This is a genomic window from Achromobacter marplatensis, assembly GCF_049060505.1.
Classification (GTDB): Bacteria; Pseudomonadota; Gammaproteobacteria; order Burkholderiales; family Burkholderiaceae_B; genus Achromobacter; species Achromobacter marplatensis_A.
This window is the reverse complement of record NZ_JBMGRB010000006.1, coordinates 233,188-259,520: the sequence shown is the minus strand read 5'-3', so window position 1 is coordinate 259,520 and position 26,333 is coordinate 233,188. Positions and strand designations below refer to the sequence as shown.

The 26,333-nt window shown below is 62.3% G+C and carries 19 protein-coding genes and 1 pseudogene; 13 read left to right on the top strand and 7 right to left on the bottom strand.

Translation table 11 applies throughout. The annotated features are described in order from the left end of the window. Positions 1–8: 8 nt before the first annotated feature. Entirely contained in the window at positions 9–1,667 is a 1,659-nt protein-coding gene (locus ACI0FO_RS17260; RefSeq protein WP_105556126.1) for an MFS transporter, read from the bottom strand. A gap of 328 nt (positions 1,668–1,995) precedes the next feature. Between ACI0FO_RS17260 and ACI0FO_RS17255 the strand changes: the two genes are divergently transcribed. Next, positions 1,996–3,489 (top strand): methyl-accepting chemotaxis protein, encoded by a 1,494-nt coding sequence (locus ACI0FO_RS17255; protein ID WP_416028528.1) that lies wholly within the window; start codon positions 1,996–1,998, stop codon positions 3,487–3,489. A gap of 66 nt (positions 3,490–3,555) precedes the next feature. Here the strand turns inward: ACI0FO_RS17255 and ACI0FO_RS17250 are convergent, their stop codons facing one another. Further along, positions 3,556–3,999: a DUF695 domain-containing protein gene (locus ACI0FO_RS17250; protein ID WP_416028527.1), complete on the bottom strand. Its 444-nt coding sequence runs from the start codon at positions 3,997–3,999 to the stop codon at positions 3,556–3,558. A 49-nt stretch (positions 4,000–4,048) separates the two neighbouring features. After that, the gene (locus tag ACI0FO_RS17245) at positions 4,049–5,182 is read right to left on the bottom strand and encodes an AraC family transcriptional regulator N-terminal domain-containing protein (protein WP_416028526.1); all 1,134 of its coding nucleotides are present in this window, start codon (positions 5,180–5,182) and stop codon (positions 4,049–4,051) included. On the opposite strand from ACI0FO_RS17245, the gene ACI0FO_RS17240 reads away from it, so the two are divergent. Next, a complete protein-coding gene (locus ACI0FO_RS17240; RefSeq protein WP_416028524.1) occupies positions 5,176–5,931 on the top strand; it encodes an SDR family NAD(P)-dependent oxidoreductase in 756 nt (251 codons plus the stop codon). The two genes, ACI0FO_RS17245 and ACI0FO_RS17240, sit on opposite strands and share 7 nt — an antisense overlap. 138 nt (positions 5,932–6,069) lie before the next feature. Here the strand turns inward: ACI0FO_RS17240 and ACI0FO_RS17235 are convergent, their stop codons facing one another. After that, complete coding sequence (locus tag ACI0FO_RS17235; RefSeq protein WP_416028522.1) at positions 6,070–6,999, bottom strand: LysR family transcriptional regulator; 930 nt, start codon at positions 6,997–6,999, stop codon at positions 6,070–6,072. Positions 7,000–7,140: 141 nt separating this feature from the next. On the opposite strand from ACI0FO_RS17235, the pseudogene ACI0FO_RS17230 reads away from it, so the two are divergent. The 3 genes and pseudogenes from ACI0FO_RS17230 to ACI0FO_RS17220 all read left to right on the top strand — a co-directional run. After that, positions 7,141–7,986 (top strand): annotated as a pseudogene (locus ACI0FO_RS17230) (hydroxymethylglutaryl-CoA lyase); the annotation flags it as partial. A gap of 210 nt (positions 7,987–8,196) precedes the next feature. Further along, positions 8,197–9,375, top strand: a complete 1,179-nt coding sequence (locus ACI0FO_RS17225; protein ID WP_416028704.1) for a CaiB/BaiF CoA transferase family protein — start codon at positions 8,197–8,199, stop codon at positions 9,373–9,375. Between the two features lie 105 nt (positions 9,376–9,480). Beyond that, positions 9,481–10,419 carry a Bug family tripartite tricarboxylate transporter substrate binding protein gene (locus tag ACI0FO_RS17220; protein ID WP_416028520.1) on the top strand — a complete coding sequence of 313 codons (939 nt, stop codon included), beginning with the start codon at positions 9,481–9,483 and terminating at the stop codon, positions 10,417–10,419. Positions 10,420–10,459: 40 nt separating this feature from the next. On the opposite strand, the gene ACI0FO_RS17215 is transcribed toward ACI0FO_RS17220, so the two are convergent. After that, positions 10,460–11,350, bottom strand: coding sequence for a LysR family transcriptional regulator (locus tag ACI0FO_RS17215; protein ID WP_416028518.1), 891 nt, complete (start codon positions 11,348–11,350; stop codon positions 10,460–10,462). A gap of 103 nt (positions 11,351–11,453) precedes the next feature. Between ACI0FO_RS17215 and ACI0FO_RS17210 the strand changes: the two genes are divergently transcribed. Next, positions 11,454–13,010, top strand: coding sequence for an MFS transporter (locus ACI0FO_RS17210; RefSeq protein WP_416028516.1), 1,557 nt, complete (start codon positions 11,454–11,456; stop codon positions 13,008–13,010). A 33-nt stretch (positions 13,011–13,043) separates the two neighbouring features. Here the strand turns inward: ACI0FO_RS17210 and ACI0FO_RS17205 are convergent, their stop codons facing one another. Continuing rightward, positions 13,044–13,949: a LysR family transcriptional regulator gene (locus tag ACI0FO_RS17205; protein ID WP_416028515.1), complete on the bottom strand. Its 906-nt coding sequence runs from the start codon at positions 13,947–13,949 to the stop codon at positions 13,044–13,046. A gap of 112 nt (positions 13,950–14,061) precedes the next feature. On the opposite strand from ACI0FO_RS17205, the gene ACI0FO_RS17200 reads away from it, so the two are divergent. Genes ACI0FO_RS17200 through ACI0FO_RS17175 form a run of 6 tightly spaced genes read left to right on the top strand, consistent with a single transcriptional unit; the run spans position 14,062 to position 21,366 of the window. Then, positions 14,062–14,943 (top strand): alpha/beta hydrolase, encoded by an 882-nt coding sequence (locus tag ACI0FO_RS17200; RefSeq protein WP_416028513.1) that lies wholly within the window; start codon positions 14,062–14,064, stop codon positions 14,941–14,943. A gap of 58 nt (positions 14,944–15,001) precedes the next feature. Further along, positions 15,002–16,579, top strand: coding sequence for an ABC transporter substrate-binding protein (locus tag ACI0FO_RS17195; RefSeq protein WP_416028511.1), 1,578 nt, complete (start codon positions 15,002–15,004; stop codon positions 16,577–16,579). 7 nt (positions 16,580–16,586) lie between these two features. Continuing rightward, on the top strand, positions 16,587–17,528 hold the full coding sequence (locus ACI0FO_RS17190; RefSeq protein ID WP_416028509.1) for an ABC transporter permease: 942 nt from the start codon (positions 16,587–16,589) through the stop codon (positions 17,526–17,528). After that, the gene (locus ACI0FO_RS17185; protein WP_416028508.1) at positions 17,525–18,382 is read left to right on the top strand and encodes an ABC transporter permease; all 858 of its coding nucleotides are present in this window, start codon (positions 17,525–17,527) and stop codon (positions 18,380–18,382) included. Before ACI0FO_RS17190 ends, ACI0FO_RS17185 begins: the two co-directional genes overlap by 4 nt. A 2-nt stretch (positions 18,383–18,384) precedes the next feature. After that, positions 18,385–20,016: an ABC transporter ATP-binding protein gene (locus tag ACI0FO_RS17180; protein ID WP_416028506.1), complete on the top strand. Its 1,632-nt coding sequence runs from the start codon at positions 18,385–18,387 to the stop codon at positions 20,014–20,016. A gap of 33 nt (positions 20,017–20,049) precedes the next feature. Then, complete coding sequence (locus ACI0FO_RS17175; protein WP_416028504.1) at positions 20,050–21,366, top strand: aminotransferase class III-fold pyridoxal phosphate-dependent enzyme; 1,317 nt, start codon at positions 20,050–20,052, stop codon at positions 21,364–21,366. Positions 21,367–21,441: 75 nt separating this feature from the next. Here ACI0FO_RS17175 and ACI0FO_RS17170 read toward each other — a convergent pair whose 3' ends face one another. After that, a complete protein-coding gene (locus tag ACI0FO_RS17170; RefSeq protein ID WP_416028702.1) occupies positions 21,442–24,132 on the bottom strand; it encodes an autotransporter outer membrane beta-barrel domain-containing protein in 2,691 nt (896 codons plus the stop codon). Between the two features lie 519 nt (positions 24,133–24,651). Between ACI0FO_RS17170 and ACI0FO_RS17165 the strand changes: the two genes are divergently transcribed. Further along, entirely contained in the window at positions 24,652–26,211 is a 1,560-nt protein-coding gene (locus ACI0FO_RS17165) for a sensor domain-containing diguanylate cyclase (RefSeq protein ID WP_416028700.1), read from the top strand. Positions 26,212–26,333: the final 122 nt, after the last annotated feature.

Here is a 26,333-nt window from a genome sequence, read left to right as displayed (position 1 = left end):
GGTTCGTGCTAGCCGCGCGAGATATCGGTTCCCTTTGTTTCGCGCGCGAAAATCAGGCTAAGCACCGTGCAGGCGATTGCGATGCCGACCGGGTAATAAAGGCCGGCGTAGATATTTCCGGTGGCTGCGACAATCGCGAATGCCGTCGCAGGCAGGAACCCGCCGAACCAGGCCGCACTGAGGTGATACGGGAACGACATGGCCGTATAACGGATGCGCGAGGGAAACATTTCCAGCAAAGAGGTCGTGGACGGTGCGAATGTGATCGTGCCGAAGCTGAGCAAGAGCATTAACAGCAGAACGATGGCCGGCGCGTTCACGTCGTCGGGGTTCGCGTTGCCCAGCGGGTAGTGCTTCTCGATGAGTGCCGCTCGCAATTCAGCGTCAAAGCGTTTCTTTTCCTCGGCCGCGTTTGGCGCGTCGCCCTGGTATGAGGCGATCACCTTATCGCCAACACGGATTTCCGCCACGCGGATGTCTGTCCGAGCGACGCTTGTGTGGTTAAGGCCGAGTGACGTCATGGCGTTGGTGGCGACGTCGCAAGACGAGGTGAATTTGCTGGTACCGAGCAGATTGAACTGCACCGAGCAGTCGGCCGGATTCGTGGCGACCACAATCGGCGACATTTCCTGAGCCCGCTGCAGTGCGGGGTTGGCATAGTGCGTGAGGCCTTGGAAGATCGGAATGGTCAGCACTGCCGCAAGAATGTAGCCGCCGATGTAGACCGGACGCCGCCCTATCCGGTCGGACAGATTCGCGAAGATGATGTAGAGCGGCGCTGTCAGCACGGTCGCGATGATCAGCATGAAATTTGCCGTTAGTGTCTCGACCTTCAAGACCTTGGTCAAAAAGAACAGCGAGTAGAACTGGCCGGTGTACCAGAGCACGGCTTGCGCCGGCAGAATGCATAGTGCCCCGATCAGAATCAGGCGCAGGTTCTTCCAGTGGCCAAAGGTCTCGGCCAATGGTGATTTTGATGCCCGACCCTCTGCCTTCATCTTCTTGAATTCAGGCGATTCGTCCAGCTTCAGGCGTATCCACAGCGAGATGCCCAACAACAGGATGGAAACGATGAAAGGAATGCGCCAGCCCCATGCCATGAATGCGGCCGGCTCCATGCTCAGGCGCAAAGGGATGATGATGGCGACCGCCAGCAGAAACCCCACGGCGGCAGTCAGGATCACCCACGCCGTCCAGGTTGCCCGTTTGTTGGTAGGCGCGTGCTCGGCCACATAGATCATGGCGCCGCCGAATTCGCCACCGAGCGCCAATCCCTGAATCATGCGCATCAGCACAAACGCGATCGGGGCGATCAGGCCGGCGGTTTCGTACGAAGGCAATACCCCGATCAAAAAGGTCGACCCGCCCATCAGGACGATCGTGACCAGGAACGTGTACTTGCGCCCGACCAGGTCTCCCAGGCGGCCAAAGACGATGGCGCCGAACGGTCGCAGCATGAAGCCTGCGGCGAAACCCAGCAGCGTGAAGATGAAGCCGGCGGTTGGATTGACGCCAGAGAAAAACACACGGGCGATCTCGGCGGCCAGCAGCCCGATCAGGAAGAAGTCGTAAAACTCGAACACCGTGCCCAGCGACGCAGCGATGATGACGCGTCTATCCTTTTTTGACATGGACGCCGAATGTGGTGCGGATGCGGTTATTTCCATTTCCTCCCCCTTTGTGAAGGCACTTCGTCTCGTTGAGAGCTTGTTTCGCTCATCTTTCTTGCGCACATAACTGTGCAAATACAGTATTCATTAATATTGTAAATGTACATATATGTGGAAACCCTAGGGTTCCACGGGGAGGGGTGAGGGAGGGGAGCGGGACCGATCAGCCAGCAGCGTGGGAAGTGGGGGCTTTGTGGTCTTTTTTGGTCGAAGCACCTGTCGGCGTCCGCCATGAATTATTTGGAACAAATATTCACAAACTGCAATTTTTCTATCAAAATTGCGTTTGCGCGGACCCCTCGCGCCCCTGCCGAAGGATCTGCCCATGCGCACCGCAAGCCGCTTGCTGGAAGAATCGTATCGCCGGACCGACCGTGCGATGTTGCCGCTGCTCTGGCTGCTGTTCATCGTTGGCCTATGCCTGGCGCCGCAATATGGCCGATGGGGCGCCGCTGTCACGGTAGGCGCGGTGGCGGCGGGCATTCCCACCCTGCTGATCCTGTGGCGGCCGGGCAGCTTGTCCACCCGCTTGGCGGTGGCCTGTAGCCTGATGGTGTTGGCCGCGCTTCATATTCACCTCCTGTCCGGCATGACCGAGATGCACTTCGGCATCTTCGTGCTGCTTTCCCTGCTGCTGGCGTATCGGGATTGGCGGACCATTCTGTGCGCGGCCCTGGTGATCGCGGTACATCACCTGTCTTTCAATTTCCTGCAGCAATGGGGATACGGAACGATCTGCTTCACGGAGCCCAGCCTCGGGATGGTGCTGTTGCATGCGACCTACGTCGTGGTGCAGGCTGCAGCGCTGGGATGGCTGGCTTGGAAGATGGAACGCGCCGGCATCGCCGCTGAAGAGCTGGCCCGGCTTAGCGCGCATATCGGACGCGAGCCGGGGGTATTCGACCTGCGATTTGGCGGCTTGAGCATGGATAGCGGCCTGGGCCGCAGCTTCAAGACAACCATGGACGCGGTGCACCGGACCATGAGCGAAGTGCGCGCCACGGCGACGACGCTATCGGCCGCGTCTGGCGAAATGATGCAGGGCGACCAGAAGCTGGAAGAGCGTTCGCGCGCGCAGGCCGATTCGCTGGCGCAGACCGTGGCGTCGATGCGTGGCCTGGCCGCCAATGTCCATGACAACGCGGCGCACGCCATGCAGGCCCGGCAACTGACCGATCAGGCCCGCCAGATCGTGGGCACGGGGAGTACGGCGGTGGCCGGCGTCGCGACCGTGATGGGAGAAATCCAGCAGGAAGCGAAGAAGATCTCCGAGATCATCGGCGTGATCGACAGCATCGCGTTTCAAACGAATATCCTTGCCTTGAACGCGGCCGTGGAGGCCGCCCGCGCGGGTGAAAGCGGCAAGGGCTTCGCGGTGGTGGCCGCTGAAGTCCGCGCGCTGGCCCAGCGTAGCGCCGGCGCCGCGCGCGAGATCCGCGGCCTTATCGAAGGTTCATTGGAAAAGACCAGCAGTGGATTCCGTCAGGCCGACAATGCTGCGGGCGTGATCCGCGAAGTCGTTTCCAGCATTGACGGGGTTGCGGGCATCGTCGGCCAGATCGGCGACGCCGGCCGAGCCCAAAGCGCGGATATCGAAGAGGTGAATCAGGTGGTGGCCAAGATGGACGAACTGACCCGGCAAACCGCAGGCCTGATCGCAGAGGCCGCAAGCGCGTCCACGGCCCTGCAAGCCCAGGCCGCCCAATTGCTGCAAGCGGTTAGCGTGTTTCGCTTGCAAGACAGCCAGCTGTCTGATGTGCCGCCGGCGCCAAAGCGAATCGCGCCCTCTCCGGTCAGGCGGGCACTGGCCAGTGCCTGAGCCACGCACGCGCCGTAAGCCGGGGCTTGCGCGGGCTGCGGCGCGCGGGCGCCGCAGGCCCATCATTCAATGGAGCTGTTCCGAGCCTTTGGGCTGCAATTGCGACAACCCATTCCAATCCGGGTCTTTGAACACGCGTAGATTAATGGGGTAGGCCGGGTGACCGGCCAGGCATTGGTTGAACGCCTCCATAAAGGCATCGACGTCGTGGGTGTAGAAGCGCCACTCTTTCAGATGATTGCCCGTCAGGCCCACCACCTGGACCCCAACATTGGAGTTCTCGAAGCCCTTCTCGATGGCGCCTTCAAAGTTGTCGGCGCTCTTCTTGTCTTCTTCATTGGGCATGCCGGACTCAATGCCGGTATAGGGCCAAGAGACAATGATCAAGTTTTCGTTTACCTGACGATCAGGCGCCGACGGCAGGCCGGTACGAAAACGAACGATGACTGAAAAACCGTTGATGCGGGTTTCACCCACTGCCCAGAGATCGCCTGGGAAAATGCTGCTCATTGAATATATTCCTGTGTAAAAGCCGAACCGACGGGTTCAGCCCTGGATCCTACAAAACCTCGTGCGAATGCGCCAGCGCGCGGGCTTCACGGATGCTGCGTCCCGGTGGCTGGCCGAACATCCGCGCGTATTCACGCGTGAACTGCGTCACGCTTTCATACCCGACGCCATAGGCGGTGGAGCTGATTGCGGCCCCTTCTGCAAGCAGGCGTCGGCGAGCTTCAAGCAGGCGGAGCTGCTTCTGGAATTGCAGCGGGGTAAGCGTGGTGATGCTACGAAAATGCGTGTGAAACGCCGACAGGCTCATGCCGGCGGCATTGGCAAGGGTTTCGACGCGCAAGGGTTCGGTGAATTTCTTCCGCAGGATTTCAACGGCGCGTGCAATGCGGTGCGCGTGGCTGTCCGTGACACCCAGTGCGCGAATCGCGTTGCCATGCCGGCCAACCAGCAGCCAGTAGTGCAGTTCGCGCACCAGCTGGCGGCCCAGCAAGGCGATCGGGCCCGGCCGGTCCAGCAATCTGATCAGCCGTAACGCGGCTTCCGCGACTTCCGTTTCGGTGGGATCCACGCGCACGGGTTGATCGGGCACGGCCGGCAGGGCACGCATTTCGCTGAGCAGATCCGTGATCACGCCCAAGTCCAATTGCATGACAAACGAGTAGTAAGGCGCGGCCGCGCTGGCCGCGGTTATCTGGCTGACCGTCGGCACGTCCATCGTGATCAGCAAGGATTCGCCCGCGCCAAATTCGAAGGTCCTGGCGCCCATGGTCACGCGCTTTCGGCCTTGCAAAACCAAGGCAACCAAGGGCTTGGTGATGGCGTGTTGCAGGGGGGAGGGCGAGGCTTCACGCAGGAGGGCCACGTTGTCGATGGAAGTGGCCGCGAAGCCTTCGCCGTTGACATGTGCATCGGCGTAGCGCCGCGCTACCTGCAACAAGGCGTCGGTTACACCGACATGCCTGGATGAGTCGGCCGTTGCCACGCAAGATTCAGCAGATTGGGCAAGTGAATTCATTGTCTTGGGCAAACACGCGTGGAGAAAATCGTCTGGAAATTGTATGCCTGGCGTTTCTGGTTTTCTACGATAAAACAAATAGGCAAGTGGCCAATATGATCGGGCAACCTGCTTAACCCGGTCACTCCTAAGATGAACGCTCAACGTTTCAGGAGCTTTCCATGACAACTATTTCCCTTGTTACCGGCGCTAGCCGAGGTCTGGGCCGCAATACGGCCCTGAGCATCGCCCGCCATGGTGGCGACGTGATCATCACGTATCGCAGCGACAGGGCTTCGGCGGATGCGGTGGTCGCCGACATCGCAGCGCTCGGCCGCAAGGCGATCGCGCTGCAACTGGACACAAACAACGTGGCGTCCTTTGCGGGTTTCGTGGCCGCCCTGCGCGAGGCGTTAAGCAGCAGTTGGGGCCGTGACAGATTCGATCACCTGATCAACAACGCCGGCCACGGCGAAATGGCGGACTTCGTGTCCACCACCGAGGCGCAGTTCGACGCGCTCTTTGGTACCCACGTCAAGGGCGTGTTCTTCCTGACCCAGGCGCTGCTGCCGTTGCTGGCGGACGGCGGCCGCATTGTGAACCTGTCGTCGGGCCTCACCCGCGTGTCTTTTCCCGGGTTTTCGGCCTACGCCGCCGCCAAGGGCGCCGTGGAAACGCTTTCCGTGTACATGGCCAAGGAACTGGGCAGCCGCGGCATCACCGTTAACGCCGTTGCGCCCGGCGCTATCGAAACCGATTTCCTTGGCGGGGCGGTGCGCGATATCCCCGACTACAACAAGGCCTTCGCCGACCTGACCGCACTTGGCCGTGTGGGGGTGCCGGATGATATTGGCCCCATGATCGCCAGCCTGTTGGGCCCGGATAATCGCTGGGTCAACGGCCAGCGCATCGAAGTCTCGGGCGGTCAGTCGATTTGATCGCGCGATGCGCGAAGACAGCACGCCGCTCTGCATGGCCTGGACGCGGTGACGACCGTGATGTGGCGGATCATTCGCCACTTCATCCCACACGTACCTCCATACCTTCGAACTGTCGATGGTACACAGCGGGATGATTCATGACTTGAACGCCGGGGCGGTGTCGTCGTGACGCGCCACATTGGCCAGGTGTTCCAGCAGCACCTGCGCGGCGGGCGACAGATTTTCTTCGTCGCGAAAGCACAAGGTGAAACGCCGCTCGGCCCAGGCATCGGTCAACGGAATCACGATCAATCCCGTTGCGTGCGCATAGGGCTGCGCGACTTCGCGGGGGACGATGGTTATGCCCAGGTTCGCGCGAACCACACGCAAGGCCGAATCGAAGTTCGACACGATCACCCGGTGCAATAAAGGTTTTCCGGCTTGCGCGGCGGCCCGGTGCAACATGACTTGCACGGAGCTTGCGACGGGCATGCCCACATGTTCGTAATCGAGCGTTTGGCTGAATTGCAACGTGGATTCCCGTGCCAGGGGATGGGCGGGGTGCACGACCATCGCCAGGTGATCGTTGCGGTATGGGCGGGACTGCAACCCATCCAGAGGCGATGCGTCCCAGCAGATACCCAACGATGCCACGCCTTCCTTGATGCCGCGGATCACTTGGTGGCTCAAGCCTTCTTCCATGTCGACGCGGATGCTGCGATGACGCGGGTCTTGCAGGAACATTGCCACATCTTCGGCCAACGATTCGGCCAGCACGGAGGACGTGGCCAGTACACGGATCTGGCCCCGCAGCCCATGGGAATAGGCGGACATGTCGCGTTCGATTCGGGCCGTGCTGGTCATGATCGCGCGGGCATGTTCCAGCAGCGTTTCCCCGGCTGGCGTGGGCTCCATGCCGTGTTTGCGTCGGGTCAGGAGTTTGGCGCCCACGGCGCTTTCCAGCTGGGCCAGACGCTTGCTGATGGCGGATCCGACGAGGTTGGCGTTCTCGCCCGCCCGGGCAATGTTGCGCGTTTCGCAAACGGCCACGAATAGCCGCAATGAAGTCAGGTCCAGGTCGCGCATGGGAAGTCCCGTTACAGGAAAGTCATCAGACCTGCTTAAGATATTCCGTTTTGGAACGTTTTGCATTCCAAATGATCGTTATTCGGCCGATATGTGAAATCTACACTACGTCTATTCCTGCCTTATCGGACGAAGCCATTCATGTTTGCTACCGAACTTCCTGCTGGCTGGCCTGCCCGCGCGATCTTGCGCGAGGTGGGTTTGCGCGACGGCCTGCAAAGCCTGGCAAGGGTGGTGCCCACCGCCATCAAGCGTGGGTGGATTGCGCAGGCCTATGCCGCGGGACTCCGCGAAATCGAAGTTGGCTCGTTTGTGCCGGCGCGCCTGCTGCCGCAATTGGCCGACACGGCCGAGCTGGTGGCCTATGCCCGGACGTTTCCCGGTTTGCGGGCGACGGTGCTGGTGCCCAACCTGAAGGGCGCGGAACGCGCCATCGACGCTGGCGCCGACTTGATGGTCGTGCCGTTGTCGGCCAGCCATGCCCACAGCCTGGCCAATCTGCGCAAGACGCCGGACGACGTGGTCAAGGAGGTCGCAAGAATCCGCGCGGCGCGAGATGCCGCCGGTTCCCGCATGGTGCTTGAAGGCGGCGTGGGCACTGCGTTCGGCTGCACGCTACAGGGGCATGTGGAGCCGGCGGAAGTGCTGCGATTGATGCAGGCGTTGCTGGACGCGGGCGTTGATTGTGTCAGCCTGGCCGACACCGTGGGGTATGCGGATCCCCTGATGGTGCGCCGCTTGTTCGAAGCCGCGCGCCGCATTGCCGGCGACCGCCTGACGTGCGCGCATTTTCACGACACGCGGGGCCTGGGGCTGGCCAATGTGATGGCGGCGCTGGATACCGGCATTACGCGATTCGATGCCTGTCTGGCGGGAATCGGCGGGTGTCCCCATGCGCCGGGCGCCAGTGGCAACGTGTCCACCGAAGACGTGGCCTATCTGCTGGGAAGCATGGGCGTGGACACGGGGCTGGACATGCCGCGGCTGCTGGCCTTGCGTAAACAGGCCGGCGTCTGGCTGGAAGGGGAAACGCTGCGCGGATCGATTGCGCAAGCAGGGTTGCCGAAGATCTGGAAGGGCGTGGCGTCGGCCGCGGACGACGCGGCCGCCGCTCCAGCACCCGCGCCGGAACATAACGGCACTTCGTCCGGCGACGCCTCTGCGCCCGTTGCACCGGCGGTTGGCAGGACACGCCGTTTGCCGTTGGCCGGTATCCGTGTGGTGGAATTCACCCACATGGTGATGGGGCCTACCTGCGGTCTGGTGCTGGCGGACCTGGGCGCCGAGGTGATCAAGGTCGAACCCATCGAGGGCGACCGTACCCGTCATCTGCTGGGCGCGGGCGCGGGGTTTTTTCCGATGTTCAACCGGAATAAGAAATCCATTTCGTTGGATCTGCGCAGTCCTGCCGGCGCCGACGCCGCGCGCAAGCTATGCGGCAGCGCCGATATCGTGGTCGAGAACTTTCGGCCCGGCGTCATGGCCAGATACGGTCTGGATTACGCATCGTTAAGCCAGCGAAATCGCGGCCTGATCTATGTCAGCTGCAAGGGGTTCTTGCCCGGCCCGTATGAACAACGCACCGCGCTGGACGAAGTCGTGCAAATGATGGGCGGCTTGGCCTACATGACGGGCCGCCCGGGCGACCCCTTGCGCGCCGGCTCAAGCGTGAACGACATCATGGGCGGCATGTTTGGCGCGATAGGCGCGATGGGGGCGCTACAGGAGCGCAGCGCGACGGGCCTTGGGCAGGAAGTGCAATCGGCGCTGTTCGAAAACAACGTCTTCCTGGTCGGGCAACACATGCTGCAATACGCGGTCACCGGCCAGGCCGCCGCGCCCATGCCCGAGCGCATTTCCGCCTGGGCCTTGTACGACGTCTTTACCGTGAAGGACGAGGGCCAGATCTTCCTGGCGGCTGTCAGCGACGCGCAATGGATCACGTTCTGCGATGCCTTCGGGTTTAACGATCTTAAGAACGCGCCGCATCTGAAAACGAATAACGACCGCGTGCGAGCGCGACCGGAACTGTTGCCCGATCTGCGAACGCGCTTGAAGGGGTACGAGGTGGACGAATTGGCGCGCGTCTTCGAAAAGAACGGCTTGCCGTTCGCGCCCATCGTCCGGCCGGAAGCGCTTTTCGACGACCCGCATCTGCGCGCCACCGGTGGCCTGGCCAATATACGGTTGACCGATGGCGAACGCGCCGGGCAGCAGGCGAAGGTGACGTTGTTTCCGATCACCATGGACGGAGCACGGCTGGATGTGCGGCTGCAACCGCCCATCATGGGGGAACACACCACGGAATTGCTGAGACACGTGGGTTACCCCGACGAGAGTATTCACAAGTTGCGCGAGCAAGGCGTCATCCACTGACCGCCTGGCCGTGCCGATACCTATAAAACGAGAGGAGACAGCATCATGAAGGCACACGACATATCTTGTACCCGGCGTGGGATGCTGGGCGTCTTGGGGGCGAGCATGCTGGGGGCCGCTCTGCCGCTGCGCATTGCGCATGCGCAAGACAGTGCCCGGCCAGTGCGGTTGATTCTGCCCATCAGCGTGGGCTCTGGCGTGGACACGATCGTGCGTTCCGCAGGGCCGGCGTTGAATCGGGCGTTCGGGCAGTCGGTGGTGGTGGAAAACCAGCCGGGCGCTGGCGGTATCCTGGGCACCTCGGCCATTGTGCGCGCCACGCCCGACGGCCACACGTTGGGCGTGGTGTCCAACAACCATGTGATCTTTCCCAGCGTGCTGAAATCCGTACCGTTCGATCCCATCTTGGACATCACGCCGATTTCCATCATCGGCACCACGCCGCTGCTTCTGGTCGTGAATCCGACAAAGCTGCCCTACAGCAATGTGCGCGATCTGGTCGCGGCCTTGCGGGCGAAGCCCGACGCCTATAACTACGGATCATCGGGCAATGGCACCATCCTGCACCTGGGGTGCGAGCTGTTCCTGCAGCAAAACGGACTGAAAATTCGCCACATCCCCTACAAGGGAACCGGCCCCATGGTGACCGACATCATGAGCGGGCAGGTTGACTTTGGCGTGACCTCGCTGCCGTCCATCTTGCCGCATCTGAAAAGTGGGGCGCTGAAAGCTATTGGCGTGGGCAGCAAGGAACGTAGTCCGGCAGCGCCGGACATTCCCACCATTCGTGAACAAGGCATGCCCGACTACGAAGTGGAAGGCTGGTTTGCCGTGATCGGCCCCGCGAAGTTGCAGGCGGATCAAGTGCGGCGCGTGTACAAGGCCTTCGACGCGGCATATCACGACCCCGAAACAAAAAAAGCCATGGACCTGCAGGGCAATACGATCACCATGCTAGACCCTGCGAATACGGCCGATTACTTCAAGAGCGAGACGCAAAAATATGCGCAAATCGTGAAGAACGCGAATATCGAACTGCAATAAGGCCTGGCCCGATCGAGCCACAGGCCGGCCGCCATTGCATTTATCGGGCCGCCTGCGCGTCGCCGCAGCGCTGCCCCATGAAGTCCACGAACACCCGCACCTTGGGCGACAGGTTCCGGTTCGACGGCCACACTAGCTGGAACCGGCCCGCGCCTTTTGTGTGCTGGGGCAGCACCTCTATCAGAACGCCCGTTGCCAGCGCATCGCGCGCCAGAAAATCCGGCATGCAGCCGATGCCGAATCCCTGTATTACCGCGCCGCGTAAGGCTTCCATGTTGTTGCAGGTCAGCGCCGTGCGCACCGCAGGGTCGGGATCCGTCAGCGGCCAGCGTTGCAGGTTTCCAGAATTTGGATAGCGGAATCGGACCGCGGCATGTGCTTGCAGGTCGTCGGGCGATCGAGGCTCGCCATGCCGTGCCAGATACTCCGGACAGGCGCACAGCAACATCCGAAACTGGCTCATCGGCCGGGCCATCAACCGGGAGTCCGGCAGGTCGCCGCTGCGGATCGCGACGTCCATCCGTTCGCCAATCAGGTCGACGACGCGATCATTGAAGTCCAGATCGAGCTCAACGCCGGGATAACGCGCCGCGAAGTCGGGCAATACCGGCAGTAGAAAGTGATAACTGATCAGCGGCGCACTGACGCGCAGGCGGCCACGCGGTTCGTCCCGCGCGCGCGAAAGCATGGCGTGGGCGTCATCAAGGTCGTCGAGGATGCGCTTGCAGCGCTCGAAGTACAGGCGGCCTTCTTCGGTGAGCTGCATGCGGCGTGTGCTGCGTTGGAACAGGCGCACGTGAAGATCCTGTTCCAGGCGGGCGACGGCCTTGCCGACGGCCGAGGGCGATAGGCCCAAGTTGCGGCCTGCGGCGGCGAAGCTGCCCAGCTCGGCGCTACAGACAAACGGCATAAGAGCGGCAAGGCGGTCCATGTCTATTCAAGAATGTTATTCCGTAATGACCGGATTATCACCCCATTTATCCGAGACGGCTGCCCCGTTATCTTGAAATCCCTTTTTGGATTTCGCATTGACCATGACCATGCCCGTTTCGACTTCTTCCGCCTCGCAGCGATTGGCGCTTGCTGCCGTCTGCCTTGGCGCATTGGTAATGCCGCTTAGTTTCACCGGCCCGGCAGTCGCGCTGCCGGCGCTGGCGCAGGCGTTGCATGCAGGTCCGGAAGCGCTCAATTGGGTCACCAATGCGTTCATGCTGGCGTTTGGCAGCACCTTGTTAGCAGCGGGCGGGCTGGCTGACCGGCATGGGCGCCGGCGGGTCTATCTGTGGGGCGCGGCACTTTTCGTGCTGGCGTCGCTGGCGCTGATCGCGGCCCCGGGAATGGCGGTGTTCAACCTATTGCGGGCCGCACAGGGGCTGGGCGGCGCGGCGATTTTGTCGGCAGGCGCGGCGGCGCTGGCGCAGGAATTCGATGGCGCGGCGCGCACGCGGGCCTTCAGCTTGATGGGCACGAGTTTCGGCGTGGGGCTTTCATTCGGGCCGATCCTGTCGGGCTTGCTGGTAGCGCAATTCGGCTGGCGCGGCGTGTTCGGCCTGACGGTCTTGATGGCGCTAGCCGCGTGGGGATTGGGATGGCGCTATCTACGCGAATCGCGCGATCCGGAGGCGGGCAGGCTGGACTGGGCGGGAGCCTTCACGTTCTCGGGCGCGTTGGCGTTGCTGACGTGCATGGCGCTGCGCGTGCCGGCCGCCGGTTGGGCGGATCGCGGCACCCTGGGGTTGCTGGCGGGTTGCGTGTTGTCGTTCATCGCCTTCGTAAAAATCGAGCTGCGCAGCAAGCGGCCGTTGCTCGATCTCACGCTGTTCCGTCATCCGCGCTTCGTCGGCGTGCAACTGTTGGCTGCGGCGCCGGCGTATGGGTTCGTGGTGCTCTTGATTCTCCTGCCGGTGCGTCTGATCGCGGTGTCCGGCCTGGACGAGGTGCATACGGGCCTGCTGATGATGGCGTTGTCGGCCCCGTTGATGGGGGTGCCGATGCTGGCGGGGCGCCTCGTTCAACGGTTTTCGGCAGCAAGCCTGTGCGCCGTTGGACTGCTGGCGAACGCCGCGGGGTTGGCCTGGCTGAGCCACGTGATGCTGCGCGCCGATGTGCCCGCCATGGTCTGGCCGATGCTGCTGATCGGCGTGGGCATTGGTCTGCCCTGGGGGCTGATGGATGGACTGGCGGTGAGCGTGGTGCCCAAGGAGCGCGCCGGCATGGCGGCTGGCATTTTCAGCACCTCGCGGGTGGCGGGTGAGGGCCTGGCCCTGGCGATCGTAAGCGCGATACTGGCCGGGTTGACGTCCCATTATCTTGCGGCCGTCGCGCGGGAAGGGGCGGCATCGGTGGGGATGGCGGCTCAGCGCCTGGTGGCCGGCGATGTGGCAGGGGCGATGACGCTGCTGCCGTCGGTGCAGCAAACCGCGTTGGCGCTGGCGTCGGGACAGGCGTTTGCCGCGTTGCTCTACGTGCTGTGCGCCGTTACCGTGGTGACAGCGGTGGCGCTGTATTGGTTCATCGGGCGGGAAGGGTACGACGGGGTCAAGCCCATCCATGCCCGCCAGGAAGTATCGACGGGCGAGGCGGCCAGTTGAGCGCGCCGCGCGCTGATCAGATGCCCATTGGCCTTATTTTCTGCTCTCTATAGGGCGGCCGCGCAAATCGAAAGCGACGCGCAACAACCTGCTGATTTCGGCAGTCAGATGGCGTTTGCGGCCCTGTTCCACGATGCTGATGCTGCGGAATTCTTGCGGCCCCGGCAACGGCAGCACTTTCAAGGCTCGGTCCTCGGTCCAATAGACGTTTTGCAGCAAGGGCACCAAGCTGACGCCCACTTGTTGGCGCACCAGCGTCGCAATGCCAAGGATCGAGTTGAGCTCCAGGATTTCTTGCGGCTTGACTCGCAAGCGGCGCAGCACCCGGTCGGCTTTGGAACCGGTGGCCGTATTGCGGTCATAGCGAATATAGGGCTGAGTAGCCAGCAGCTCCGTGATGTCCGGCGTTCTGGCATGAGCCTCGGCGCTAGCCAGCAAGATCAAGGGTTCGTCGTATAGCCGCGAACAGCTCAGCCCTTTGAAGTCCTGTCGGGGCGACCTCACCACCACGGCGGCATCCAACTCGCCGGCCAGCAACAGGGGGGCCAATTCATCTGAGCGGGCACTGGTCAGCGTGACCGACACCTTGGGATGAATGGCCTTCAACTGCACCAGACAATTGGCCAGCAGGCCCATGGCGGAAATGATGCCGCCGACGGTGATTTCGCCTTCCATGCGCAAGTCGCGATCGGGGTCTTCCAGCATCGCTTCGTAATCGGCCACCAGGCGCTTGGCCCGCGGCAGCAAGAGCTGCCCTTCGCGGCTCAAACTTGTTTGTCTGTGGTTGCGCTCGAACAGCGCGCGGCGCATTTCATCTTCAAGCGCGCGCATTTGCTGGCCGACAGCGGCGCTGGTCAACGCGACCCGATCGGCTGCGGCAGCAAAGCTGCCTTCTTCGGCGACGGCAATAAATGTTCTGAGGAACCGGATGCTGCTCATGTCGAGTCGGTTTTGGTAAAGGTTTACTTTACTCTAATTAAAATTAAATTAGATTTTCTTTGTTTAGGCGCCGATGGATACTGCGGGTCTTTCCCATTGAATGGTGTAGACCATGAGCACTGCTACCCCGGAATCCCAGGCCGAACTGCTGGCGCGACAAACCGCGCGGCGTCTCTACGATCAAGGCCCGACGACGGTCTACTCCCATGTGGGCGACAAGCGTTTTTCGTACTGTCTTTACGTTCCGGAGTCCATCGAAGATGCAACGCGTCCGGTGGATCTGGTGGTTGTGGTGCACGGCTCAAACCGCGCGATGGAGACCTACCGGAACAGCTTTGCCGAGTTCGGCCGCTGGAACGACTGCATCATCCTGGCGCCGCTGTTTCCGGTGGGCGTGCAGGGCGATGGCAATGGCGACGGCTACAAGCAAATTCTTGAAGGCGATATCCGGTATGACCAGATCCTGCTGGATATGGTCACCGAGGTCGGCAAGAAATACGGCCGTCACTTCGACACCTTTGGGCTCTTCGGCTATTCGGGCGGCGGCCAATTCACCAATCGCTTCTGCTATCTGCACCCCGACCGGCTCTGGGCCGCGTCGATAGGCGCGCCCGGTTCGGTCACGCTACTGGACACCGATCGCAAGTGGTGGGTGGGCGTGGCCGATATGGAGACGCGTTTTGGCAAGGCGCTGAACCTGGACGCCCTGCGTCAAGTGCCCATCCATATGGTGGTCGGCGCAGCCGATCTCGAAACCTGGGAGATCACTCATCGCCCCGGCGGCAAGCACTACATGGAAGGCGCCAATGACGCCGGCCGCACCCGGCCCGAGCGGCTGGAACGTCTGCGCGCCAGTTTTGAAGCCGCCGGCGTGAAGGCCACGCTGGACCAAATTCCCAACGTGCCACACATGGGTATCAAAGTCATGCCGGCCGCGCAGAAGTTCTTCGCTGCGGTGTTGCGCCAACGGCGGGCTCGCCAAGTGCCGCAATAAGCACAAACGGCATGGCCGGATCCGGCCCTACAGCCCCCAATTGAAGGAGAAGTACTTCATGCACAACACTGTAAAAGCCGCCGTGAGCTGCGCCACGCTGGCATTGGCGCTGGCGGCAGCCGGGGCTCACGCTACCGAACCATCACGCATCCAGGTCGGCATCAGCGGGGATATCCGCAGCACTGACCCCGGCGTCAACCGGGATGAGAACACCGACGCTGTCGTCATGCATGTGGTGGAGGGCTTGGTGGCCTACCGCGAAGACGCGACCGTGGGCCCCATGCTGGCTGAATCGATCAGCGTTTCTGACGATGGACGCACTTATCGCTTCAAATTGCGCGAGGGCGTGCGCTTTCACAATGGCGCGCCGCTGACCGCAGCCGAGGTCTTGTGGACCTGGCGCCGTTACCTGGATCCCAAGACGCAATGGCGCTGCCTGGCCGACTTTGACGGCCGTGGCCTGCTCAAGGTGCAGGACATCAGCAGCCCGGATCCGATGACCGTGGTCTTCACGCTGGAGCAGCCCAACGCCCTGTTTCTGGCGACCATGGCTAGAACCGATTGCGGCGGCACGGGCATTCTGCATCCGGACTCACTGACGCCCGAGGGGGCGTGGCGTGCCCCGATCGGGACCGGCCCCTTCAAAGTGGGGCAGTGGCAACGCGGGCAATATATTGACCTGCAACGTTTTGCCGAATACGCCGCGCGTGCCGAGGCCAAGCCAGACGGCTATACCGGCAACAAGCAGCCGTTGGTGGACCAACTGCGCTTTGTCGTGATTCCCGACAATGCCACGGCAAAGGCTGCGCTGATGGCCCGAGGCGTGGATCTGCTGCCCGACGTCACGGCAACGGACGCGGCTGATTTGAAGCAGGCCAAGGGCCTGACCATCCAGGTCAGCCCAGCCATGTCCATCAACGGCTTGCTGTTCCAGACCCGCGACCCGCTGCTGAAAGATGTGCGCATTCGCCGCGCCATTGCGCTGTCGCTGGATTACGGTCAGATGGTGGCCACGCTGTCCAGCGGACTTTCCCAGGTCAACAACTCGGCCGTGCCCAGCAGCAGCACCTACTATGACGCGGCTACCGCCACGGGCTATCGCACCGATCTGGCCGAGGCACGGGCGTTGTTGGCCGCCGCCGGTTACCGCGGCCAGCCGATCAAGATGATCGTGAATAAGCGCTATCCGCAGATGTTCGATATGGGCATCCTGAGCCAGGCCATGCTGGCGTCCGTGGGCATCAACATCCAGATGGAAACGCTGGAATGGGGCACGCAGCTCGAACGCTACCAGAGCGGCAACTACCAAATGATGTCGTTCTCTTATTCGCCGCGTTTCGACCCGGCCCTGAGTTTTGAGCAGGTGCTGGGAGACAAATCCAAGGAAGCCCGTAAAGTCTGGGACAACGCGGACGCCATCGGCATCTTGCGTCAAGCCATGCGTGAAGCCGAACCGGCGAAGCGTCAGGCGCTGTTTGATCAGCTGCATGGCATGTTGATCCAGGATGTTCCCATGGTCATCATCTACAACGGCACCGCCATCGGCGCCTTCCGCGATGGCATTCAGGGCTATCGAACCTGGCCGATATCCAAGCCGCGCCTGTGGGGTGTGTCGTTGGCCGCAACCGCGAAATAGGCCAGTCATGTTGCGATTCTTCGTTCAGCGTATGGGCATGGCGCTGCCCACTTTGCTGCTGATCTCCATCATGGTGTTTGGCCTGATCCGCTTTATCCCCGGTGATCCTGCCCTGCTGATGCTGGGGGATATGGCGGACGCGGACAGCCTGGCTGAGATGCGCAAGACGTTGGGTCTGGATCACTCTTTCGTGACCCAGTACCTGATCTGGATCCGGGCCGTGTTGAGCGGCGATTTCGGCTTGTCCATCAGCAGCAGCCAGCCGGTGCTGGATCTGCTGGTCGAGCGCTTCAGCGTCAGCGCCGTCATCGTCCTGATCTCGGTTGGCCTTGCCGTGCTGCTGGCCGTGCCGGTTGGCCTCTACGCGGCCTGGAAGCAGAACAGCCTGATGGATCTGGGTCTGGTCGCCGGCGCCACCTTGCTGCTGTCGATTCCGGCCTTCTGGCTGGGCTTGCTGCTGTTGTACTTCTTCGGCATGCAGTTGGGGTGGCTTCCCATCGTTGGCTACGTCAGCGTCAGCGCGGATCCCTTGCGAGGGCTTAGCTACCTGGTCCTGCCCGTGGTGACGCTGACGTTGGTGGAGTTCGGCTCGATTGCCCGCATGGCGCGCGCCAGCACCATCGAGGTCTTGCGGCTGGAGTACATCGCTCATGCCCGCGCCAAGGGTCTGTCCGAAACAGCGGTGCTGTGGGGCCATGCCTTGCGCAATGCCTTTGCGCCGACCTGGACGCTGGTGGGCCTGATCCTGGGCAATCTGCTGGGCGGCATCGCGGTGTTGGAAACCGTCTTCACCCTGCCGGGTATCGGCCGGCTCATGGTTGATTCGATTTTCGCACGCGACTATCCGGTCTTGCAGGGGTGTCTTTTGTTGATAACCAGCATTTATGTCGTGGTGAATTTGATCGTTGATCTGCTGTATCCGGTCTTTGATCCCAGGGTGAAACTATGAATGGCAACGCCATCTCTCTGCCGGCTGCGCCTGCGCGACGCCGCAGCCTGCCGGCGCTCAATGCCCTGATCGGCGGCGGCCTCTTGCTGAGCCTGGTCGCGCTGGCCCTGCTGGGCCTGGTGTGGACGCCGTATGACCCGCTGAAGCTGGATCTTGGCTTCCGGCTTCAGGCGCCCAGCCCGCTGCATTGGCTGGGCACGGATGAGTTCGGCCGCGATGTCTTGAGCCGCCTCATCATCGGCGCGTCGACCAGCCTGTGGATCAGTCTCCTGTCCGTGGCGGTGGCCTTGGCATGCGGCACCATGATAGGCATGCTGGCCGGCTACCTTCGCGGCTGGACCGATCGCATCCTGATGATGTTCAACGACGCTTTGCTGGCCTTTCCTGGAATTCTGCTGGCGTTGGGCATCATGGCCGTCTTGGGCGCCAGCCAATACAGCATTGTTCTGGCCTTGGGCATGGCCTATACGCCGTCGGTGGTGCGTGTGGTCCGCGGCAGCGTGTTGTCGCTGCGCGAGCGCGAGTTCATCGAGGCGTCCCGAGTCATCGGTAATTCCGAGCTGTACACGATGATCCGCCACATTGTTCCCAACTGCCTGGCACCGGTGTGCGTGCTGGCTACCAGCATGTTCGGCTGGGCATTGCTGTCCGAAAGCGCGTTGAGCTTTCTGGGCCTTGGCGTGCCGCCGCCTGCCGCCACCTGGGGCAGTATGTTGGCGGCCAGCCGGCCTTACATCGCTTCGGCCGCCTGGCTGGGCGTGTTTCCCGGCGTGCTGATCAGCGTGGCCTTGCTGGGTATCAATCTGTTTGGCGATGCCTTGCGCGATCGCCTCGATCCGCGCATGAGGAAGTGACCATGACCGAAAAAGCGCCACTATTGTCTGTCAAGAATCTCAAGATCTCTGCCGGCCTGGATGGCCCGCTGGCCGTGAACGATGTTAGTTTTGAGCTTGCGGCGGGCGAGATCCTGGCCTTGGTAGGAGAGTCGGGCAGCGGCAAGACCATGGCCGCCCGCGCCGTGATCGGCCTTTTGCCCGCTCCCATGCAGGTGGCGGGCGGCAGCATAGGGTTCAAGGGCCAGGTCCTGGACACGCAGAACGCCAGAGCCTTGCGCCGTGTGCGTGGGGCCGAGATCGGCATGGTGTTCCAGGAGCCCATGGTCTCGCTCAACCCGGCTTTGACCATTGGCCGGCAAATGAGCGAGGCACTTAAGCTGCATACCAAGCTTGGCGTCGCCGAAATACGTCGGCGCTGCCTGACCATGCTCGAGCGCATCGGCATCAAGGATCCGGTGCGCTGCCTGACGGCCTATCCGCATGAATTCTCGGGCGGCATGCGCCAGCGCATCATGCTGGCTTCGGTCATGCTGCTGCGTCCAGCCCTGTTGATCGCCGATGAACCGACCACGGCGCTGGACTGCCTGGCGCAGTTGGACGTCATCGAATTGATGCTGGAACTGACCCGCGAGCAGGGCACGGCGGTGCTCTTCATCAGCCATGATCTTTCGCTGGTGGCGCGTTACGCCAGCAAGGTCGTGGTTATGCGCAATGGGCAGGCGGTCGAGCAGGGGCCGACGGCCTCCATCCTGCTGAACCCGCAAGCCGATTACACCCGTCAGTTGCTGGAGGCGCTGCCGCGCCGTGGCGTTCTGCCTCCTTTGCCCCAGGCCAGCGCGCCGCTGGTCGAAATCAAAGGCGTGTGCATCGAATACCCCGGGCAGCGCAGCGTTTGGTGGCGCAGCGCCGCCTATCGCGTGGTGCGCGGCGTGGATCTCAGCATCGCGCCGGGCGAAACGCTGGCCCTGGTGGGGGGCAGCGGCTCTGGCAAGACCACGCTGGGACGCGCGGTGGCGGGTTTGGTCAAACCCTGCGCCGGCAGCATCAAGTTTGATGGGGTGGATTTACTCAGGTCCGTCCACCGCAGCGCCCGCCTGCAATGCCAGATGATCTTTCAGGATCCTTATTCGTCGCTGGATCCCCGAATGCGCGTAGGGCAGATTCTGGACGAACCCTTGCGTCATAGTGATGACCTGGACGAAGCGCAGCGTCGCACGCGAGTGGCGGAAACGCTGAACGATGTCGGCCTGAATCCGTCGTTCCGTGACCGCTTCCCGCATCAACTGTCTGGCGGCCAGCGCCAGCGTGTGGCCATCGGCCGTGCGCTGGTGCGGCGGCCGAAGATGGTGATTGCCGATGAGCCGATCTCGGCGCTGGATATGACCATCCAGAAGCAGATTCTGGATCTGTTCGAGCGCTTGCAGAAGCAATATGGATTTGCGTGCTTGTTTATCTCGCATGATCTGGCGGCAGTCGAACGGATCGCGCATCGCGTCGCCGTGATGAGCCAGGGGGAAATAGTCGAAATCGCGGGCCGCGACGCCTTGTTCGACAACCCGCAACACCCCTACACACGCAAATTGCTGGCCGCAGCCAGCCCGCTGGAAAGGCTGGCTAGCGGTGGCTATCGCATCCGCTCGGCACAACCCTGAGCCGGCCCCGTTTCAACCATTCAAGGACATTCCATGACCGACGCCAGTTCTGTTTCCGATGCATTCTGGGCGCCATTCACGCCCATGCGGCAGTTTCAACAACAGCCCATGATGTTCGATAGCGCCGAGGGCATGTACTACCGCACGCCCGACGGCCGCCAAATTCTGGACGCCATGGCCGGCCTGTGGTGCGTTAACGCCGGTCATGGCCAGCCTAGCATCGTGCAGGCCATTCAGCAGGCCGCCGCTCGCCTGGACTTTGTGTCGTCGTTCAAGATGAGTCACCCGGCAGCGCAGACCATGTCGGATGCCTTGATTGACTTGGCGCCCGAAGGCATGAACCGGGTGTTCTTCACCAACTCGGGTTCCGAAGCCGTCGACACCGCCTTGAAGATTGCGCGCGCCTACCATCAGGCACGCGGCGACAGCCGCCGCATCAAATTCATTGGCCGGGCAAAGGGCTATCACGGCATGGGTTTCGGCGGCCTTTCCGTCTCTGGTATCGGCCGCCAGAAGCGCGACTTCGGCCCGCTGCTGGGCGAAGTCAGCCATTTGCCGCTGCCTTATGACGCCAGCATGCGCTTTAGCGCCGGGCAACCCAAGCAGGGCGCCAGCTATGCGGAAGCGCTTGCGCAGTTGCTGGATATCCAGGACCCGAGCACGGTTGCCGCCGTCATCGTCGAGCCGGTAACCGGTTCGGGCGGCGTCTACCCGCCACCGGTCGGCTATTTGCAACGCTTGCGCGAGCTATGCACCCAGCACGGCGTGCTGCTGATTTTCGACGAAGTGATCACCGGCTTCGGGCGCGTGGGCGGCAACTTCGCCTCGCAGGTCTTTGGCGTCACGCCCGACTTGATGACGGTGGCCAAGGGCCTGACCAACGGCGCGGTGCCCATGGGAGGCGTCATCGTCAGCGGCGACGTCTATGAGGCCTTCATGGCCGGCCCGCCGCAAGTGGTGGAACTGATGCATGGCTACACCTATTCCGCCCACCCGCTGGCTTGCGCCGCCGGGCTGGCCACGCTGCGTTTGCATCAGGAACTGGGCATCAATGCCCGGGTGCAAGAGATCAGCCCCGTCTGGCAGTCCCATGCGCTGGCGCTCAAAGGCCTGCCGCATGTCAACGACGTGCGCAGCATCGGCTTGTTGTGCGCCGTGGACCTGGCGCCGCGCGCCGGCGCAGCCGGCATGCGAGGCGCAGATGTCGCACGCTATTGCTTTGACCACGGCGTGCTGGTGCGCGCGTCCGGCGACATGATCGTCATTTCGCCGCCGCTCATCATCAGCCCTGCTCAGGTCGAACAGATTTTTGAATGCTTGCAACGGGCGCTTCTTCTTGACGGCATATGATCAGGAGGCGCTTGCCAGGTCTCTTGTGCCAGATCCGCGCCCCGACGCAGGCGTGATTTGCGGTCATCGCCGGGTCTAGAACGTCATCCTGAAACCCGCAGTCGCGGTGACGATATAGCTGCCCGAGAAATCCACGTCGGCGTCAATCTGGCCGTAGATCGCATAGCGGTCGCCCCAACCGTAATTGGCCCCGGCGCCCACGCTACCCCAGGTTCGCGCCATGCGGCTTGCCACCTGCGCGTCGGCCACGTTTACTCGGGTTCCGTTCAGGAATTCATGTTTCACGTTGACGACGCCGTAGACGCTCGATTCCCGGTTCACGCCCGCCGTCTGCCAGTTGCTTTTGTAGTCCAGCGCGATACCGACGCGGGCCAGCAGGCTGTCGCCCTTGTCGCTTTCAACGCGCGCGCCGAATTTGTCGTTGAAGCGGTCGAAGCGGGTTGATACGTAGCTTAGCTGCGCCTGCGGGATCAGGGCCAATCGCTCGCTTAACCCGAACGCCTTGCCCGCTTCGATGCCCAGCCCGTAGCTGTTGGCGTGGTTGCCGCCTTTCAGCTTGCCGGCCAGTCGGGAATTCAGGTCGCTGTCGTACCAGGTGGCCTGGGCCTGGGTGTCGATATAGAGGCCGTTCTTGCCATACCAGGTCAGCGTCGGCGTCAGGCCATAGGCAGTGGTGTCGATCGTGCCGTTGCCATACGTCGAGGACACATGCGTGTCGGCCTTGCCGTAGTGAAAGGCGATGCCACCCACCAGACGGGACCCTTCTTCCTGGCCTGCCAGGATACGGTCAACCCCAAATTGTGCTTTCCAGCTGTCGATGTCCTGGCGTGCGCCCGTGGTCGACGCGGAAGGATCGAGCCGGCTCGTCGTGCCCTCCATCCGGCTCCATACGCCGTTGCGGCCGACATCCACCGAATCATAGAGGCGATTGCCGACCCGCTGGCGCAGGGTGGGCAGCCGGCTCAGGTTAAGCAGCGTGTTGGCGTAGGCTTCATAGACCGGCACACCGGGCTGATACAGCATGGGCGCTTCGGCGCCTGGCGTAACACCACCGGTCGGGGGCGTGCCGGGACCGATTGGGGGAAGGCCGGGATCTGTCAGGGACGACCGCAGATACCAGTCGCCGTCGGCCGAGTCCTGTTGCAAGACATAGCCATAGGCGCCGGCCACCAGCGCCGGACGCCCCTCGATGACATAGTCGCCGTTAGCCAGGTTGAACTGGCCCGCCGAGACCCCGTTGACCTGCACGACCTGGATGCCGCGTTGGGTCGACGCGCCAGCGCCTCCCATGTTTTGCACGATGACCGGTGTTGCGCCCGCGGTGTCGCCCGTGATCACCAGCTTGTCGGTCGGCGAGTTGTCGCCGCCAAGTTGGGTGCGGATCTCCAGGTTGCCGCCCTGCGCCGTATAGTTGCCCGCGATGGTCAGCGTGCCGAAGCCGCTGCGCGGCCCCGGCGCGATGGTGCCCTGGTTGACCGTCGCGCCGACGCGCCCCGTGCCGGTCAACCGGGCTGCGGCCAGGACGTTCACCGGCCCGCCCAGCACGCCGTCGACCTGCAGTGTGCCGGCCTGGATATCGGTGTTTCCCGTGAAGGCCGCGCTGTTGCCCGACAAGGTCAGCCTGCCGGCGCCCAGCTTGTTGAGGCTGGACGCGCCCGAGAACGCGGTCATCACGCCCACCTCGTAGCCGTTGGTATCGAACGAGGCGCCCTCGGTGCCAATCGCCTGCGTCAGGAAACCATTCAGGAAATTGGCCTTGTCACGCCGAGCGCGCAACACGCCTCCATTCAAGTTAAAGGTGGCGTTGCCGCCGCCCTTGATGACCGATCCGGTCTCCAGCACGCCGCGGCCTGTGGCATCGCCAGTGAGGTTCAGCGTCCCGGTGGCGGTGCTGTCGACGGTCAGCCACGTATCGCGGTTGGCGACGGCCAGTCCGCCCTTGGAAATGCTCAAGGTTCCCGTGCCTGCCGCGCCTATATCGATACGGTCGCTTGCGGTAAGGGTCGAGATATCGGCCGTCGAGCTTGATACGGTCACCGTGCCAACACTGCCCGCGTGGTTGCCGATGTAGACCGTTGCGGCAGCGCCTGGCGCGGACGATCCGACGGTGCGCACGGTGGCGCCATCCTCGACGTGCAGCTCGCCGACGCCCTCGAAGCCTACGTAGATATTGTTGACCGGGTCCCAGACGGATGTCGGCCCCGATACCGTCACGCTGCCCTCGCTGCCGGCGACCCAGCCGATTACGGCTTGGCCGCTATGCACGGCGCCGCCATTGTCGATACGCAGCGTGGCCTCGCCGCTCCCACCGATTTCGAACGTGCTGTTCGGGGAGAGATTCCATGTCGCCCCCGGCCCGGAAACGAGCACGCTGCCGACGCTTCCGTTAGCAAAGCCAATGGCGCCCGACTCGCTTTGTGCCATGCCCCCATCCAGAATGTGCAGCGTGCCATTGCTGCCGGGCTGGGTGCCGACATACACCGCGCCGAGGCTGGTCCAGGTGGATGCAGTGCCGCTGCCGTCACGGCCTGACACCGTCACAAAACCCCTGCCACCATTGAGATCGCCAATGGCGGCCCAATCGTTCAGCACCGAACCGCCATCGCTGATGGTCAACGTCCCGGGAAGGGAGTCGCCAACGAATAGAGGGCCGCCAACATCCCAAACCGGCGTCTGGACGGGTCCAGGTGATACCTGGCCGGTACTGGACACCGATTGAGCGTACGTGGGGTGCGTGAAATTGGCCGCGAATGCGACTAGGACGATCCATTTTGAGCGCCCCGCGAGCTTGCAGTTTTCGCTGACCACGGCAATTCCTTCCTGAGGTAAATAAGTAAATAGGAACCACGCTTATAGCTACGGCATACTGCCCGCTATTTTTCATAGGTGGTTACCCGCGCGGAATAGCGCCTCGCTGATGTGGAAAAGATGGGTGCGAAGGCGCGGAGGTTATGTCGCGATGTAAAGGCACCTGCCAGTCCCCGTGCCAGCCGGGTAAAGCCCGGTGCGGCACAGTATGTGTTGGAGAAGACGACAGCGTGTCGTAATGTGTCGCCAGTATTTAACTGTCAAATATTGTCAATTAAAAAAACATAGATAATCTATCGCGATATTGTCTTGCTGGATAGCGCTTTTAACCGAATCAAGATAGGCCGCGTGCGGCGCGTCGATGCTTATACTCTGGCCACGAGCAAGAAGGCCAAAAACGCTAAAGAGAGTTGTTTTGGATGATTAGTTCGTGAGGGGAATAACGTGTCGCTGCAGCAAGGCAGGCGTGAACAACCGATGCGGCCCAAGATGCGCCGGGTGACACTGATTTTGGCCGCAGTGTGGGTGGCGCTGGTGGCCGGCTTGGGGTGGTGGATTTCGCAGAGGATCGTGGCGGCACAGTTGGCTAGCCAGGCGGCCAGCGCCGAATACGAAGCTAAAACGACCGCGCGCGTTATGGACCGGCTGTTCACCGAAATGGCGAGCGTGGCCAATATGGTGGCGCGGCAGAGCCTGGTCATTGAGCTTGCCATGCGTTATCGCACGGATGCGCCGGGGGTCGCCGAACTGACACGGCAGGAGCGCGCCGCGCAGTTCACGCGCGACCCCTTGGTGCGCAGGGTCGGCGACGTCATGAACGCGCTGGCCAGTGATCTGCGTTACGCGCGCATTTACATGAACAACCTGTCGGACGACACGGTGACGGCCAGCAATTGGGCCGAGCCCGACAGCATCGTGGGCATGATCTATGCGGGTCGGCCCTACCTCAATGATGCGCTGCGCACCGGCAATGGCCATTCGTTCGGGATTGCTCGCCTGAATAAATCCCCATCCTATTTCGTGGCCAGTCGTATCGAGGATGCGAACGACGTGCCGTTGGGCTCGGTCACGGTCAAGTTTGACGCGCCCGAGGTGGCGCTTTATCTGACAGGGCGTCATGTCGCGCTGATCGTGAACCGCCAGGGGCGCGTGATCACGACGTCGTCAGAGCCGTTCATGCTACGCAACGTCGCGGCGCTCCTGCCGCCAGGCACGTTACTTCCGCCGGACGGCGAGGAAGCGCTAGGCGAGCGCATGGACGTGCGCCCCGCAGGTAGCCCAGACCGTGCCGACCATTGGCTCATCGACGGCCGGCCCTATCTGCTGCGGCGTCAGCCTTTGTCGGGCACACAATATCAGTTGCTCACGCTGGCTACGCTGGAGCATCTGGCACCCATGCGCAGACAACACTTCTGGATGGCAGGGCTGGTTGCGGTATTCGGCTTGATCCTGATCTTGTTATCGGGGCATGCGGCCAGCCAGATCGTGATGCGCCGACGGGATGAACGATATGCGGCCAACTATGACGTACTGACCGGCCTGCCGAATAGACGCGCGGTGTTGGCCGAGTTGGAGCGCTTGTTCGCTCTGGCGAAGCGGACGCAGCAATGGGTTCTGGTGGCATTTATCGATCTGGATGGATTCAAGCCGATCAACGACACCTATGGGCATGAGGCCGGCGACAGATTTTTGATAGAGGTCGGCAGGCGCATGTCGGCCGGCTTACGCGCGAGCGATATGCTGGGTCGATGGGGCGGCGACGAGTTCGTTGTCATTGGCTTAGTGGCTCCGTCCAGGCCCGACGATCCGCAAAGGGCGGCGGACGAAATGCGCAGCCGGCTGGCGCTGCCGCTGATCGGTACCTATACCTTGGCCGAGTGTAGTTTCGACTATCGAGGCGCAAGCCTTGGAATTGTCAGCGTGGACCCTGCTGTCACGTCGCTACAAGCCGCGCTTAAGGAAGCCGACCGGCTAATGTATGCGGACAAACAGGCTCGACGGACGCAACAAATGGCCCACGCGTGGGCAGGATTGTGAATTTATGTAGGGGATTCGGCAGCCCAGGCTTTTACAACCGCGTTGCTGCCATGCACCATGGTGTTTGTTCAAAATGCGCCCCAAAAGTGGGTTTGTTGGAATGCTACCCGCCGCCAATACTG

Excerpts from the sequence above, each read along its gene's own strand:
- ACI0FO_RS17190 (WP_416028509.1), top strand. The coding sequence starts at position 16,587 with ATGTTGCGATTCTTCGTTCAGCGTATGGGCATGGCGCTGCCCACTTTG.
- ACI0FO_RS17180 (WP_416028506.1), top strand. The coding sequence starts at position 18,385 with ATGACCGAAAAAGCGCCACTATTGTCTGTCAAGAATCTCAAGATCTCT.
- ACI0FO_RS17235 (WP_416028522.1), bottom strand. The coding sequence starts at position 6,999 with ATGCGCGACCTGGACCTGACTTCATTGCGGCTATTCGTGGCCGTTTGC.
- ACI0FO_RS17240 (WP_416028524.1), top strand. The coding sequence starts at position 5,176 with ATGACAACTATTTCCCTTGTTACCGGCGCTAGCCGAGGTCTGGGCCGC.
- ACI0FO_RS17205 (WP_416028515.1), bottom strand. The coding sequence starts at position 13,949 with ATGAGCAGCATCCGGTTCCTCAGAACATTTATTGCCGTCGCCGAAGAA.
- ACI0FO_RS17165 (WP_416028700.1), top strand. The coding sequence starts at position 24,652 with ATGCGGCCCAAGATGCGCCGGGTGACACTGATTTTGGCCGCAGTGTGG.
- ACI0FO_RS17185 (WP_416028508.1), top strand. The coding sequence starts at position 17,525 with ATGAATGGCAACGCCATCTCTCTGCCGGCTGCGCCTGCGCGACGCCGC.
- ACI0FO_RS17195 (WP_416028511.1), top strand. The coding sequence starts at position 15,002 with ATGCACAACACTGTAAAAGCCGCCGTGAGCTGCGCCACGCTGGCATTG.
- ACI0FO_RS17210 (WP_416028516.1), top strand. The coding sequence starts at position 11,454 with ATGACCATGCCCGTTTCGACTTCTTCCGCCTCGCAGCGATTGGCGCTT.
- ACI0FO_RS17260 (WP_105556126.1), bottom strand. The coding sequence starts at position 1,667 with ATGGAAATAACCGCATCCGCACCACATTCGGCGTCCATGTCAAAAAAG.
- ACI0FO_RS17250 (WP_416028527.1), bottom strand. The coding sequence starts at position 3,999 with ATGAGCAGCATTTTCCCAGGCGATCTCTGGGCAGTGGGTGAAACCCGC.
- ACI0FO_RS17200 (WP_416028513.1), top strand. The coding sequence starts at position 14,062 with ATGAGCACTGCTACCCCGGAATCCCAGGCCGAACTGCTGGCGCGACAA.
- ACI0FO_RS17255 (WP_416028528.1), top strand. The coding sequence starts at position 1,996 with ATGCGCACCGCAAGCCGCTTGCTGGAAGAATCGTATCGCCGGACCGAC.
- ACI0FO_RS17220 (WP_416028520.1), top strand. The coding sequence starts at position 9,481 with ATGCTGGGGGCCGCTCTGCCGCTGCGCATTGCGCATGCGCAAGACAGT.
- ACI0FO_RS17215 (WP_416028518.1), bottom strand. The coding sequence starts at position 11,350 with ATGGACCGCCTTGCCGCTCTTATGCCGTTTGTCTGTAGCGCCGAGCTG.
- ACI0FO_RS17175 (WP_416028504.1), top strand. The coding sequence starts at position 20,050 with ATGACCGACGCCAGTTCTGTTTCCGATGCATTCTGGGCGCCATTCACG.